Below are 13,044 nucleotides of genomic sequence, written 5' to 3' on the forward strand. Positions count from 1 at the left end.
TCTCGATGGCGGCGACTTCGCCGATGAGGGCCTGGCAATCGATGTTGGCGTCTTGGCTTTTAAAGCCCACGGTGAATTGGTAGAGCTGGCTAAGTGCTTCGTGGCCTTGGAGCTGGTAGGCCCATAAGGCATTACCCAAAGGGGTGTGGGCAGTTAAAAAACGATTCATGGCGAATGCTCCCTCTTTCCCTGCTTATTGCTTGGTGCTGTACGCCTGCCATCGACCTAGGTCGGCAGGCGCACTAGCGATCCTTAGGCTTGTACGTTTTGTTTAACGTCCCACCCACCCGTGGTCGCTGCACCCAACGAACCGTTGGCGTTTTGTTCTTTGACTTCTACTTTGATCTTGGCGTAGGAGATGCCTACCGTTTCTTTGACGCGTGCATCATCGGTCGAGCCCGAAGGACCGGCGTGGGTAATGATGGCGTCAGAGAGGGTGATGGTGAAGTACACCTGGGAGCCATCGCCGACTTTGGCTGCTTCCAGCTTGACTTCGCCGATGTGTTTGCCTGATGCGCAGTACTGCATCAGGTTGGGGGTGGCTTTGTCGGCATAGTGTTCAAAGGTCAGTGCGTCAAAGTTGGCCTTGCCCACGCCTGCGCCACCGCCAGTGAAGCTCGAGCTCGATTGCGAGACGCCGTAACTGAACGACAATACGTCAATCCAGCCCGCATGCTTGGAGTCTTTCGACTCGCCGCTGATGCCGTCAATTTTGATAAAGAAATCCTGTAGCGATGCCATAACATTCCCTCTCTGCTGTTGATGAACAAGCTTGCTAGTGGAACGTTTATTGGTGGAAGAACCAATAGGGGAAATGCAAACAAATGAAATCTGTTGTGGATTGGCTGATGTTTGTTTTTTTAGGAGTCTCTCAAAACCTCAATCCCGAAAAATTCGCATCAATTAAATCAATGAGTTGCAGGCAATGAATTCGCGTTTTAGGGCTTATGAGAGGTTCCCTTTTTGTTATTGCTGGTTTTTGGGGGGAGATACCGTTGCTGTGGCAGCGGCTGTGCGTCGCAGTGGGGCGCCGCCGCAGCGGGCGTGGTTGCATTCAAGGCGGGCTGATTGTTGATGGCCTGCCTCGCACTACCAGTCCAATGGATTTGCGTAAAGATGTTGGCACGTGTGTTGCGGCCAGTGCCAAGCCGGGCAATGAAGGGCTGCTGACCAGCCGCGAAGACAATCTATGGGCCAGCGAAGCTGGCCCCCATCAGGGTTCGGCGCAAATGACCTAGATGACCAGGTATTAAGCCAAGGCGTTCAAGGTTTCGCCGACGGCATCGAACAGACTGTGCAATTGCTCGCGCGTGGTCGTGAAGGGCGGTGCAAACTGCAGGGTGTCGCCGCCAAAGCGCACATAAAAGCCTTTGCGCCACAGGGCCAAGCCGGCCTCGAATGGGCGAATCGCAGGGTCGCCATCACGGGGTGCAAGCTGTATCGCACCGGCAGCGCCCAGGTTGCGGATGTCGATCACATGCTTGCATTGGCGCAGGCCGTGAATGGCCTCTTCCAATTGTGGTGCCAACGCGGCTGCTTGGGAGACCAGGTCCTCGCGCTCGAGTAATTCAAGCGTGGCAAGGCCTGCAGCGACAGCAACCGGGTGGGCGGAGTAGGTGTAGCCCTGCGTGAACTCAACCAGATGCTCAGGCGTGTTTTGCTGCATGAAGGTGTTGTAGATTTCACTGCTGGCCACCACCGCGCCCAACGGAATCGCGCCATTGGTGATTTGCTTGGCGAAGTTGGCAATGTCGGGCGTGACACCAAAATACGCTGCGCCGGTGCTTGCTCCAAGGCGGCCAAACCCGGTGATGACTTCATCAAATATCAGCAGGATATTGTGCTGCTCGGTGATCTCTCGCAGGCGCTGCAGATAACCTTGTGGTGGCACCAGCACGCCGGCCGAGCCGGACATGGGCTCCACAATCACGGCCGCGATATTGCTGGCGTCGTGCAGCTCGATCAGTTTGAGCAATTCATTGGCCAGCTCTACGCCGCCATGCTCAGCCTGGCCACGGCTAAAGGTGGCCGAGGCTTGCCAGGTGTGTGGCAGGTGGTCGGCATCCAGTAATTGGCCATAGACTTTGCGGTTGGCCCCAATGCCGCCTACGCTGGTGCCGCCGATATTGACACCGTGGTAGCCACGCGCACGGCCAATCAGCTTGGTTTTGGAGGCTTGGCCTTTGAGGCGCCAGTAGGCGCGCGCGAGCTTGAGGGCGGTATCGGCGCATTCCGAGCCTGAGCTGGTGAAGAACACATGGTTCAGATCACCAGCTGTGAGCTGCGCAATCTTGTCGGCCAGCACAAAGGCATTGGGGTGGCTGAATTGGAAAGCCGGCGCGTAGTCCAGCGTGTTCAGCTGCTGTGCTACTGCCGCTTGGATTTCTGGGCGGTTGTGGCCAGCACCACAGCACCAAAGACCGGACAAGGCATCAAAAATCTGGCGGCCATCCTGGTCGAAGAGGTAATTGCCTTGCGCACGTGTGACCAAACGCGGGTCGCGGTGGAACTGGCGGTTGGCGGTGAATGGCATCCAATGCGCTTGCAGGTTCAGCGCAGGCGAGGTGGCATGGGCGGCGCTGTCATGGTGGTGCATGCAAAATCTCCTAAATACTTCGATGTTGATCGGCAGATTGGGCCATTGTGCGGGTTATTTGGATTAGTAAAATACAATGTTGATTAAGTTCACTTATTGATTTGTTCATTTATGCGGTCTCAAGCGCTCAAACAGGTGGCTGACTTGGACATCCGGCTGCTGCGGGTGTTCAAAACCGTGGTTGAGGCGGGTAGTTTTGCCGGGGCGGAAAGTGCGCTCGGCATCACGCCTTCGGCCATTAGTGTGCATATGAGCGATCTGGAAGCGCGGCTGGGTATGCGCTTGTGCCAGCGCGGCCGCGCTGGTTTTGCACTCACGGACCAGGGCCGCGAGGTTTTGCGTGCGACCGAAACCTTGCTGGCTGCTGTCGAGGATTTTCGTGGTGAGATCAACCAATTGCACCGCAGTTTGCGCGGTGATTTGAATGTCGGTTTGATCAACAACCTGGTCACCGAGCCGCGTATGCAAGTGACCTCGGCGTTGGAGTTCATCAGCCGCCAAAGCAGTGAGGTGCGCATCAACCTGAGTATGAACACGCCCAGTGAGATCGAGCTAGGCCTGATGGATGGCCGCATGCATGTGGGCGTGCTGCCTTGGATTGCGAGCTTGTCGGGGCTGGAGTACCGGGCCTTGTATGACGAGCAGTCCTTGCTGTATTGCAGCGAGCGCCACCCATTGTTTGCAAACGCAAGCCAAGCCAGCCAGCACGATTTGCAGGCGGCTGCCACGGTCGCGCCCAACTACCCGATGTCACAGCAAGCCACTGCTTTGCACCAGGGCTTGCATTGCACGGCAACAGCCAGCAATCGCGAGGCCATTGCGTTCTTGATTCTGTCGGGCCAGTACATTGGTTTTTTGCCCAGCCATTACGCAGCTGCCTGGGTGGACAAGGGCCAGATGGCAGTTTTGATGCCTGAACGTATGCACTTCAGCGTGCAATTGGCCATTGCCACCCGCAAGGGGCGCCGCGAAAACCAGCTGCTGGAGCTGTTTTTGACGGCCTTGGAAGCGCAGGCTGGCGAGCGTTAAAACATCGGCTTGTCATCGCCGAAAGAGGCCTGCGACTCGGTATTGATCACACTGGCTTTTTGCGTGTGCATGTCTAGCGTGCAGCCTTCGTTGATTGTCCGTGTGCTGTTTTGTTGCAGTTGCTCTTGCAAGACAGCCGCGTTTTGGTCAGGCACGAGCTGGTTGGCATCGCCTTGCAAGGCTTTGATGCGCTCGTCATGCGCCTGGGTACGGCCCACCATGCTGCGCTTGCAGCCTATGCGGGTGTAATTCGCGCCCTTGGTGGCGCAGTGCTTGGCATTCCCTTGCAGATCTGCAATCGCCTCTGGTGTCAACTGTTATTTAGCCACTGCAGTCGCCCCAACGCTCAGGCTGTTGTCTTCAAACACCGCCACTTATTTGACCATCACAGCGGCTGCAACCAGGCAGTTTTTGCCAATCATCACAGCGTTGAGCACAATCGCGCCAGTGCTTGTCAAAGCGCCGTCGCCCACCGTGCAGCCATGCAGCATGGCCTGGTGGCCGGTGGTCACATCTTGCCCAATGTGCAATGGAGAACCGGGGTTTGAATGCAGCACGGCGCCGTCTTGCACATTGGTTCTGGCGCCAAGGTGCATGGTTTCGTTGTCGGCCAGAATCATCGCGTTGAACCAGACCCTCGACTTGGCTGGTCAGGCGAGCATCGCCAATCACGTGCGCGCCAGGGGTAAAAGTGGTGTTGGCAGCGCTTATTGCGGTGTAAGGCCTGCGTTTTTGGCCAGCACATCGTATTTTTGACGCTCACTGGCAATGTATTCTCGGGTGTAGGCCGGCGGGTGCAGCGTGACGGTATTGCCTTGCTTGTCCATGGCCTCCATCACGCTGGGCTGTTGGTAGGCGTGCTTGAGCGCGGTATACATCTGATCGACCGTGTCTTGCGACAGGCCTTTGGGGCCAACCACGGCGACCCAGCCTTCGACGACATAGTCGGGATAGCCTTGCTGGATGGCAGTAGGAATGTTGGGGAACGAGGCGATGGGCTCTGGCGTACAACTGGCCAATACCTTCAAACGCCCGGCCTCCAGTTGCCCACGGATGGCAGGCAGGGCAATCACGCCCCAGTCAACCTGGCCGCCAATCATGTCGGCCACCAGGGGGCCGGTGCCACGGTAGGGCACATGGGTCGATTGCGTGCCGGTCAGTTGCAGGAATTGCTCAGCGGCCAAATGCAAAATGGTGCCATTGCCAGACGAGCCGAAGTTGTAAGTGTCGGGCGACTTTTTCAGCAGGGCTTGCAGCTCTTGCAGGTTGTTGGCAGGAAAGTCGGCGCGGGCAACCAGCAGCAGCGGCGAGGTGCAGACGATAGAGATCGGAGTGATGTCGGCGACCGGATCAAAGCTCAGGTTTTTGACCACCGACGGGAAAATCACATGGTTGTTGGAGACAAAGCCCAAGGTTGCCCCATCGGGAGCGGCGCGCACAATGCCTTGCGTGCCAATCACGCCGCCCGCGCCGGGCTGGTTGTCGACCACAACGGCTTTGCCGCCCAGCGCCTCGCTCAAGGCCTGACTGGCTGAGCGGGCAATCGCGTCCACGCCTGAGCCTGCGCTCAATGGCAAAATAAAACGCACGGCGGTGTTGGCCTGGGCCTGCGGAAAATGCGTGGCCAGCCACAGCCCTGCAACGCCAGCGAGGCTGCGTTGCACCAGCGTGCGGCGGGTGATGAATCGGTGAGCGGGCATGTCTGTCTCCTGTGTTATTGGGAATCTGGCTTGGCGCCGCATGGCTTGGCATGGTGGCCATTGCGCATGCAACGCGCACTGTGCAGCAGCGTTTTAAGCGATGACGGCATCGGCGCGCAGCGACGCGATGGCCGCTGGCCCATAGCCAAGCTCTTGCAGCAAGTCGTTGGCGTGCTCACTGATCGCAGGTGGATGGCTGCGCACGCCCAATCGCTCACCAGCCAGCGTAAACGGCAGCAAGGTGGTTTTGACAACCGCATCGGCATTGGCGCCATCGGGCAAGCGGATATCGGCCAGTCCCCCGGTTGCGATCAAGTGTTCATCGTCAAACAATTCCTCGGGTTTGCGGATTGGCGCATACGGCAAGCCCGCTTGCTCCATGATTCGGGCCAGCTCCGCGGCGCTGTGATGGGCCAGGCGTGTGCGCAAAGTGGCCAGCAAGGACTCACGCTGTTCCACGCGCGCATTGTTGGTGGCCAGTAGCGGGTCAGCCAGCAGATCGTCAAAGCCCAGCGCGTTGCAAAACACGCGCCACTGCGCGTCGCTGACCGCGGCCAGGAAGATTTGCTCACCATCCCGTACATCAAACACATCATAGACCGCCCATGCCGAAATGCGCGCTGGCATCGGTGCAGCGGGCTGGCCTGTGACGGCGTACTGCATCATGTGCTGGCCGACCAGAAAAACGTTGTTCTCAAACAGCGCGCTTTGCACCTCCATGCCTTTGCCGGTGATGCCGCGTTGCACCAGTGCGCCCAGCACGCCAATGGCGCCAAACAAGCCGCCCATGATGTCATTGACGCTGGTGCCGGCTCTGAGTGGGTCGCCGGGGCGGCCCGTCATGTAGGCCAAGCCGCCCATCATTTGCACGACCTCGTCCAAGGCCGTGCGGTGTTCGTAGGGGCCAGGCAAAAAGCCTTTGTGTGCGACATATATCAGCTTGCTGTTGTGCGCTGACAGTGACGCATAGTCCAGCCCATACTTGGCCAGCGTGCCTGGCTTGAAGTTCTCGGCCACCACATCGGCGGTAGCGCAGAGCTCACGGGCAATTTGCGCGCCTTGGGGGCTGTGCAAATCCAGGGCGATGCTTTTCTTATTGCGGTTGAACATGGGAAAAAACCCCGCGCCAGCGCCCAGTAGAAAACGTGTGCGGTCGCCGTTGACGGGTTCGACCTTGATCACTTCGGCACCCAAATCCGCCAGCACCATGCCGCAGGTTGGGCCCATCACCATGTGGGTGAATTCGATGACGCGCAGGCCTTTGAGCGGCTGGGTCGCCGTGTTGGCGCTGTTCTCGTTGGCAGAATGGTCAGCACGGGAATCACAAGCAGTAGTGGACATGGTGTTTCTCTCAGTCAGCAAGCGCAGCAAGGGGGGCTGTCGCATCGGTGGGCAGCATGGTTTTGGGCAAGCCAGCGCGCCAGATCGCACCCTGGAAATTCTCGCCTGCCAGTTCCTGGGTGATGTGCGTGCGCAGTTGCAGTAAGCCGTCCAGCGCAACGCCGGTGGCCAAGCCCATGCTGTGCATCAAAAACACCAGGTCTTCGGCGTTGACGTTGCCGCTGGCACCGGGCGCATGGGGGCAGCCGCCAATGCCGGCCACGCAGACATCAAAGCGGCGGATGCCGGTCTCGAGCGCCGCCATCACATTGGCCAGGCCCAAACCGCGTGTGTCATGGAAGTGCGCGCAGCTCAGCCGCTCACCGGCAATCGCGAATGTGCGCTCAAACAGCTGTTTGACTTGCAAGGGGTTCGCATAACCCACGGTGTCGGCCAGGCTGACGTGGTCTGCGCCTACGTGCAAGACCGCCTCTACCAGGCGCAGCACCTCATCTGATTCGACCGCACCTTGCAGTGTGCAGCCAAAGGCCGTGCTCATGCCCACCTCCAGCTGGCAGGACGAGCCTGCAGCATCAATGGCTTCACGGATACGGGCAATGTCCTCGACCGCCTGGTCCGGTGTTTTGCGCAGATTGGCCAGGCTGTGCGCATGGCTGGCAGACAGGGGCAGAACCATCAGGTCGGCGCCGCTGTCAATCGCAGCCAGCGCGCCTTTGAGGTTGGGCACCAGCACCGAAACCTGTAAACCCGGCAGTTGCTTGGCTGCTGCCACGATCTGCGCGGTATCGGCCAATTGAGGCAGACGCTGCGGTGGCACAAATGAACCCACTTCAATCTCGCGCAGGCCTGCGTCGTACAAGGCTTGCAGCCACTGCAGTTTGTTGGCTGTAGGAACCGTGCGGGCAATGTTTTGCAAACCATCGCGCAAGGTGGTGTCACGCACCACAACGCTGTTTGAGGTCTTCATCTGGAGTTCCTGGTGTGAATTGTGTAGAACGTATGGCAGGAGTTTAGGAATTCCTAAATAAAATAAGAAGTGGTAATATTTCTTTTTAAAATTCACTTTTGGGAATCTTTGGATTATTTGCACGATGCGCCGCCCAGATTACGATTTGACCAGCCTGCGTTTGTTCATTGCCGTGTGTGACCATGGCAATATTGCCCGTGTGGCCGAGCAAGAGCACATGGTCAACTCGGCCGTCAGTAAACGCATGGCCCAGCTGGAGCAGCAAGCAGGCAGCGCCTTGCTGGAGCGCCGCCGCTACGGTGTGCGGCCCACAGCGGCGGGGGAGACGGTGCTGGCCTATGCACAGGAAATGCTGTCGATTGCCAGGCGGCTGGAGGACGCCATGCATGGCTATAGCTCGGGTGTGCGTGGCCAGGTCAGGGTGCTGGCCAATGCCTCGGTGATGGCTGAAGCCTTGGCTGATGATGTCGTGGCCTTTATGCAAATGCCACAGTACGCCAATATCCGCATTGACATTGAAGAGCGCTTAAGCCCGGCGGTGATCAGTGGCGTGCGCGAGGGCAGCGCGTCGGTAGGCATTGTGTGGAGCCGTGTTGACTTGCACGAGCTGCAGTCGCGTCCATACCGCTGCGACCATTTGGGCGTTGTCGTGCACCGCGAGCACCCATTGGCTCAGGCCAAGACCCAAGCCGTGGCGTTCGCCGATACGCTGGAGTGGGAACATGTGGGCCTGCCCGGCACCAGCAGCATCCAGCGCCTGTTTGAGCAGACTGCACTGGCGCACGGCAAGCGCTTGCGTGGCAAAGTGGTGGTGTCCAGCTACGAGTCGGCGATGCGCGTGGTCTCTGCGCAATTGGCCATATGTGTGGTGCCAATGGAGCTGTTTGGCGAAGCAGCGGCTTACCAAAAGCTGGTGCACATACCACTGACCGACGACTGGGCGGTGCGCCAGTTTGTGCTGTGCTACCGCGATGAGGCCGCACTGTCGCCCTCGGCGTTGGCGTTTGTGCGCCATCTGGCGGCAGACTAAACGCCTGTTCATGGCCAGTCAGATGGACCGAAAAGCCTTGATTGTTTGCGAAGGAAGCTCGCCAAAACGTTGCCGATAACTGGCCGAGAATACTCCCATGCTGCAGTAGCCCCATTGGGCCGCAATACTGGCTACCGTGGCGCTGGGGCCTGCGCTGAGCAAGTCACGGCGGATGCCTTGCAGCCGTGTCTCACGCAGGCACATATGCACCGTGGTGCCGCGAAACCGGCGAAACGCGCCTGACAGCGAGCGCACGCTGGCGCCAACGGCTGCTGCGATCTCCGATACCGTTGGTGCCTGGCGGGCATGGCGCGCAATATAGTCTTCGGCATCGCGCACCAGCTTTGGGGCTAGCTGTGGCGGAGGACCCAGCGCAGCGACCCCGTTGAGCGACTGGGTCCACTGCATCAGCAAATGCATGCCTATTGCTTCTTCGACATGCCGCCCAAGCGGGCCAGTGGCCATTTGCGCCGGGAACTCGGCCATACAGCGGCACGCATACTCCATCAAGGCCAGCCAGCCCGAGCCTTGCCCGCCAAAACGCACTTTCTGTTGCCAAAGCCGCGCATCGGGGGGCTGGCCATACATGCGCTCGTACAGGTCTGCCAGCAGCTGGTGCGGCATTGTGACGTTGACTTGCAAATGCTGGGAATCGAAGTCGACCCAATAGTCAGTGCGGCTGGTGTCGACCAGAAAGGCTTCACCCACGCCGGTATCGGCCGGTTTGCGGGAGTCGATCCAATGCCGTGCATTGCCTCGGATGGTCGTCAGTACGATCGCCAGGTCTTCCTGCTGCGACCAGTTCTTGACGTGGACCGGGATATTGTAGGAAAAGCGGCTGAGGATGCTGCTGCCAATCTGAGACGCATACATGCGTGCATCTGGTGACTGGGCCTGCCCGGTTGGCGAGACCTCATAGGGCATGTAAATGCGCTTGGACCAGCCCAGCATCTCATCCCAGTCACTGGTGCTGACCACATGGTGTGCCTCGGTGCGTGTGCCCCGGGCATCGACGATCAACGCGCTTTGTAGTGCCCCCATGTCTCCACCTTATAAGATCATCAACAGGTCTTACCAACGTGCCTGGCGGTGCCTGCGCAGGAAAGTGCAGACGGCTCTTGCGCGTTGCTTTTTTGGACAATGTCTGTAGACGGCAGGCCGCTGTCTTTAAGCGGCAACTAATGCTCGTTGGGTGAAATTCTAGCGTTAAAAACAACCGCTGCAATGCCAGAATTTAGGCGTTCTGGACGAGCAAGGCGCAGGCCAGAATGACTATGCAAAAAACGCCTACAGGAGACAAATATGAACATGCAACTCAAGCACTGGGCCGATGGCATTTTGAAAAACACGGTCAATGCTGCAGGCGGTGCGCCTGGCGTGGTGGCCATGGCCACTGACCGCTCAGGCAATATCTACGAGGGCGCTGCCGGAGTTCGCGAGCTGGGCAAAGACCAGCCAATGACGCTGGATTCGGTGATGGCGATTTTCTCAACCACCAAAGCCATGACCGGCGTGGCCGTGATGCAGTTGGTGGAGGAGGGCAAGCTCAGCCTCGACGACCCGGCCAAACGCTATGTGCCCGAGATCGCTGATATCCAGGTGCTCGACGGCTTCGATGCTGCAGGCCAGCCCAAGACCCGCGCCCCAAAGCGCGACATCACGCTGCGTGATTTGATGCTTCATACAGCAGGTTTTAGCTACGAATTTTTCAGCCACGACGATCTGCGACTGCGCACGGCGCGCAATATCCCGACGGTGGTCTCGTGCACCTTTGACTCGATCCGCACGGTGCTGCTGCATGAGCCAGGTGAGCGCTGGACTTATGGCGTGAACATCGACTGGCTGGGCAAGGTCGTAGAACAACAGCGCGGCAAGCGCCTGGGCGAGGTCATGCAAGAGCGCATTTTTCAGCCGCTGGGCATGGTGGACATTGGCTTTGAGATGAGCGAGGCGATGCGCCAGCGGCGCGCAACGATACACGACCGCGCCAAAGACGGCAAACTCACGCCTTTGCCGGATCTGGTGCTGCCGCAACCCGCCCCGATGGACATGGGCGGGCATGGTCTGTATGCGACAGTGGGCGAGTACATGAAGTTTATCCGCATGATCCTCAACGATGGTGCTGGCGAGCACGGCCGTGTGTTGCGACCAGAAACCGTGGAGGCGATGTCACGTAACGGTTTGCCAGCAGGGATGGCTAGCGGCGGTTGGACCACGTCGATTCCTTCGCTGTCCAACGACGGCGAGTTCACGCCTACTGTCAGAAAGACCTGGGCCTACACCTTCCAGGTGAATGAAGAGCAGACACCATCGGGTCGGCCAGCGGGCTCATTGATGTGGGCGGGGTTGGCCAACCTGTTCTATTGGATTGATCGCAAGAACGGCATTGGTGGTTATTGGGGCTCGCAGATCCTGCCGCTCCAGGATGCCTCGTCCTATGCGGGTTTTGTTGAGTTTGAGACGGCCGTGTACCGCAGCCTGCAGCCTTGAGTTGCGGTGCACAAGCCAGTGCCTGACTGTGCTGGCGCGTGCAAGAATGCAGGGCGCGGTGCGCTGCAACCGGGCAGTGGTTGTGCACAGGCGCAGTGAACCTGTGCCTACACGGCTTGCTAACTATTTATTGACGCGTTTGTGCAATGAACCCCAAGCACGCCCTGTGGCCTGGGTTGACCTCTACAGCAGGCGCCGATTCACGGCCATTGCACCGCTGCTGGCGCTGCCATTCAAGGCCACAGCGTCAGCAGCAGATCCCACCCCTGCGGCACCTGCATATGCCAGCTGTGCAGCGTTTGATTAAGCCCCTGGCGAAACAGGCTTGAAGCTGCCAGCTCGTGCAGCAAAACAAAAGTATGCGGTTGAGACTGGGTGCAAACCGCAATGGGTACAACAGGTACCAGCAAGGCTAACAACGACGTATCAAGGCCGCTGTTAGCGGCTTTTTGCAGCACCACGCAGGCATAGCAAAGACTGCTCAAGCGCAAAAAAGTGGCGTGAGGTCAATGCTTGGCCATTTGATTGGCCCCAGTATGTTTAGGATGATGAACAGGCATCTTAGAAGGTGCCTTGCGCCTTGCAGGTGGCCATCTGCGTGGTGCAAGCACAGCAATACAGCTGCGGCGCTGAGTTTGCACCAGTTGCAAACCACATCTTTTTGCTTTGAGATCCAATTATTTTTAAAATCGTGATCGAGCAGGTGCAGCTTTGCGTCCATTGCCTGTTGTATTGCAATTGACCGCATTGTTTGCTCGGCAGATCAACAGATTGAGGTTTTGATGTTCATCGATAATTGGTTGCCGCCAACGGCGCTAGTGGCACTGGTCGTGTTTATGGCGCGTGAGTTGTTTGATTATTTAAAGAGGAGGCGGGCTGAAAGAAGAAAAAAAGAGGCTCTGAAACTATATATTGCGCGCGAATGCGAGTTCATTAAATGGACGATCGATAAGATAGCCTATGCGGTTGAGTATATCCATTTGTCCAGATTTGATGCGCGAACCCTGATTGTTGAGCGGTTTGGCTCTAGCAGGTATATTTTTGCCGAATATGGTTTAAATGGTGAATTAGACCGGTCTTACGTGGTGGATATAGTCGATTTGAATACATTTGGAAAATATTTTTTGGACATAGCCGCCATTGATGATGAGTTTTTTAAAATCTACGATGAGGCGCATTCCGCTGCAGCCGTGGTTCGGCATGCGCTCGATTCATTTGTAAAGTCTGATATTTTTGAAAAAATCGAAGGCGGGAGCCGATTCTCCAATGGCTTTTCAACCTATGCGGTATCTGAGTTAAAAGGTGCCGAGGAAGTCTTGACCAGGCTGTATCAGTATTGCACTGGAAAAGAGGCGATTCCTCATCGACTGCGTTAAGAGCGGTTAACACCACCCTTTGATACGTAGTTGCAAAACCTTGTCGCACCGCGGGAACTGCCTGCAGTTTTGCGTCTGGTCTCAACCGCAAACCTTCGGTTGGCAAGGGCGTGTTAGCCGCCCTAAGAGCCTGCTATAAGTGGTTGGCTTGCTGGCGTGGGCCCCCCGGTATTTTCAAGCGAGCTGCCCATTTGCAGCCTGCCGGCGGCCCGAGTCGGCATTTGCTGCCCAGGCGCTCGCAGTTTGGCTTTTGCTGATGTGGTCGAAGCGGCGATTGCCGCTGTGCTGCGAACCCAGCAGGGTGCAACAGTTGATTTGCCGGCTTTGCCTGGCAGTGCTCTTGCAGTCTCAAGCTGTCCAGCAGCGTGAGAGCGCCTGTGAGTAGCACCAGTACCGGCACCAGCAGCAGACATACAGAAAACAGATGGCATCCAAGGTCTGAGGCCGGCAGTGTGCATCACTACCGGCCTCAACCTCTTACTCCCTGTATTGACCCACTAAAAAGCTGCACAGGT

13 protein-coding genes are annotated in these 13,044 nt (G+C 57.8%); 4 read left to right on the forward strand and 9 right to left on the reverse strand.

What is annotated here, in order from left to right; translation table 11 throughout:
- Positions 1-252 precede the first annotated feature (252 nt).
- Positions 253-741 (reverse strand): Hcp family type VI secretion system effector, encoded by a 489-nt coding sequence (locus E8K88_RS17435; protein WP_136407952.1) that lies wholly within the window; start codon positions 739-741, stop codon positions 253-255.
- Between the two features lie 508 nt (positions 742-1,249).
- Positions 1,250-2,596, reverse strand: a complete 1,347-nt coding sequence (gene aptA, locus E8K88_RS17440; RefSeq protein WP_136407953.1) for an omega-aminotransferase AptA — start codon at positions 2,594-2,596, stop codon at positions 1,250-1,252.
- 111 nt (positions 2,597-2,707) lie between these two features.
- On the opposite strand from aptA, the gene E8K88_RS17445 reads away from it, so the two are divergent.
- Entirely contained in the window at positions 2,708-3,625 is a 918-nt protein-coding gene (locus E8K88_RS17445; protein WP_136407954.1) for a LysR family transcriptional regulator, read from the forward strand.
- Here the strand turns inward: E8K88_RS17445 and E8K88_RS17450 are convergent.
- The 5 genes from E8K88_RS17450 to E8K88_RS17470 form a co-directional block, all read right to left on the reverse strand.
- Positions 3,622-3,846 carry a hypothetical protein gene (locus E8K88_RS17450; RefSeq protein WP_136407955.1) on the reverse strand — a complete coding sequence of 75 codons (225 nt, stop codon included), beginning with the start codon at positions 3,844-3,846 and terminating at the stop codon, positions 3,622-3,624. The genes E8K88_RS17445 and E8K88_RS17450 overlap by 4 nt on opposite strands.
- Positions 3,847-3,999: 153 nt before the next feature.
- Positions 4,000-4,245 carry a gamma carbonic anhydrase family protein gene (locus tag E8K88_RS17455; protein WP_240754585.1) on the reverse strand — a complete coding sequence of 82 codons (246 nt, stop codon included), beginning with the start codon at positions 4,243-4,245 and terminating at the stop codon, positions 4,000-4,002.
- A gap of 87 nt (positions 4,246-4,332) precedes the next feature.
- A complete protein-coding gene (locus tag E8K88_RS17460) occupies positions 4,333-5,325 on the reverse strand; it encodes a Bug family tripartite tricarboxylate transporter substrate binding protein (RefSeq protein ID WP_136407956.1) in 993 nt (330 codons plus the stop codon).
- Between the two features lie 93 nt (positions 5,326-5,418).
- Positions 5,419-6,558, reverse strand: a complete 1,140-nt coding sequence (locus E8K88_RS17465) for a CaiB/BaiF CoA transferase family protein (protein WP_240754586.1) — start codon at positions 6,556-6,558, stop codon at positions 5,419-5,421.
- A gap of 118 nt (positions 6,559-6,676) precedes the next feature.
- Positions 6,677-7,633 carry a hydroxymethylglutaryl-CoA lyase gene (locus E8K88_RS17470; protein ID WP_136407958.1) on the reverse strand — a complete coding sequence of 319 codons (957 nt, stop codon included), beginning with the start codon at positions 7,631-7,633 and terminating at the stop codon, positions 6,677-6,679.
- A 124-nt stretch (positions 7,634-7,757) separates the two neighbouring features.
- On the opposite strand from E8K88_RS17470, the gene E8K88_RS17475 reads away from it, so the two are divergent.
- A complete protein-coding gene (locus E8K88_RS17475) occupies positions 7,758-8,663 on the forward strand; it encodes a LysR family transcriptional regulator (RefSeq protein ID WP_136407959.1) in 906 nt (301 codons plus the stop codon).
- 18 nt (positions 8,664-8,681) lie between these two features.
- On the opposite strand, the gene E8K88_RS17480 is transcribed toward E8K88_RS17475, so the two are convergent.
- Positions 8,682-9,704, reverse strand: coding sequence for an AraC family transcriptional regulator (locus E8K88_RS17480; RefSeq protein ID WP_136407960.1), 1,023 nt, complete (start codon positions 9,702-9,704; stop codon positions 8,682-8,684).
- A 261-nt stretch (positions 9,705-9,965) separates the two neighbouring features.
- Between E8K88_RS17480 and acmB the strand changes: the two genes are divergently transcribed.
- A complete protein-coding gene (gene acmB, locus E8K88_RS17485) occupies positions 9,966-11,153 on the forward strand; it encodes a methyl acetate hydrolase AcmB (RefSeq protein WP_136407961.1) in 1,188 nt (395 codons plus the stop codon).
- A gap of 233 nt (positions 11,154-11,386) precedes the next feature.
- Here acmB and E8K88_RS17490 read toward each other — a convergent pair whose 3' ends face one another.
- On the reverse strand, positions 11,387-11,611 hold the full coding sequence (locus E8K88_RS17490; protein ID WP_136407962.1) for a hypothetical protein: 225 nt from the start codon (positions 11,609-11,611) through the stop codon (positions 11,387-11,389).
- Between the two features lie 324 nt (positions 11,612-11,935).
- Between E8K88_RS17490 and E8K88_RS17495 the strand changes: the two genes are divergently transcribed.
- Complete coding sequence (locus tag E8K88_RS17495) at positions 11,936-12,529, forward strand: hypothetical protein (RefSeq protein WP_136407963.1); 594 nt, start codon at positions 11,936-11,938, stop codon at positions 12,527-12,529.
- Positions 12,530-13,044 lie beyond the last annotated feature (515 nt).

This window comes from Lampropedia aestuarii (assembly GCF_004803635.1).
Classification (GTDB): Bacteria; Pseudomonadota; Gammaproteobacteria; order Burkholderiales; family Burkholderiaceae_C; genus Lampropedia; species Lampropedia aestuarii.

Excerpts from the sequence above, each read along its gene's own strand:
- E8K88_RS17470 (WP_136407958.1), bottom strand. The coding sequence starts at position 7,633 with ATGAAGACCTCAAACAGCGTTGTGGTGCGTGACACCACCTTGCGCGAT.
- E8K88_RS17445 (WP_136407954.1), top strand. The coding sequence starts at position 2,708 with ATGCGGTCTCAAGCGCTCAAACAGGTGGCTGACTTGGACATCCGGCTG.
- E8K88_RS17455 (WP_240754585.1), bottom strand. The coding sequence starts at position 4,245 with ATGATTCTGGCCGACAACGAAACCATGCACCTTGGCGCCAGAACCAAT.
- E8K88_RS17465 (WP_240754586.1), bottom strand. The coding sequence starts at position 6,558 with ATGGTGATGGGCCCAACCTGCGGCATGGTGCTGGCGGATTTGGGTGCC.
- acmB (WP_136407961.1), top strand. The coding sequence starts at position 9,966 with ATGAACATGCAACTCAAGCACTGGGCCGATGGCATTTTGAAAAACACG.
- E8K88_RS17460 (WP_136407956.1), bottom strand. The coding sequence starts at position 5,325 with ATGCCCGCTCACCGATTCATCACCCGCCGCACGCTGGTGCAACGCAGC.
- E8K88_RS17435 (WP_136407952.1), bottom strand. The coding sequence starts at position 741 with ATGGCATCGCTACAGGATTTCTTTATCAAAATTGACGGCATCAGCGGC.
- E8K88_RS17480 (WP_136407960.1), bottom strand. The coding sequence starts at position 9,704 with ATGGGGGCACTACAAAGCGCGTTGATCGTCGATGCCCGGGGCACACGC.
- aptA (WP_136407953.1), bottom strand. The coding sequence starts at position 2,596 with ATGCACCACCATGACAGCGCCGCCCATGCCACCTCGCCTGCGCTGAAC.
- E8K88_RS17495 (WP_136407963.1), top strand. The coding sequence starts at position 11,936 with ATGTTCATCGATAATTGGTTGCCGCCAACGGCGCTAGTGGCACTGGTC.
- E8K88_RS17450 (WP_136407955.1), bottom strand. The coding sequence starts at position 3,846 with ATGGTGGGCCGTACCCAGGCGCATGACGAGCGCATCAAAGCCTTGCAA.
- E8K88_RS17475 (WP_136407959.1), top strand. The coding sequence starts at position 7,758 with ATGCGCCGCCCAGATTACGATTTGACCAGCCTGCGTTTGTTCATTGCC.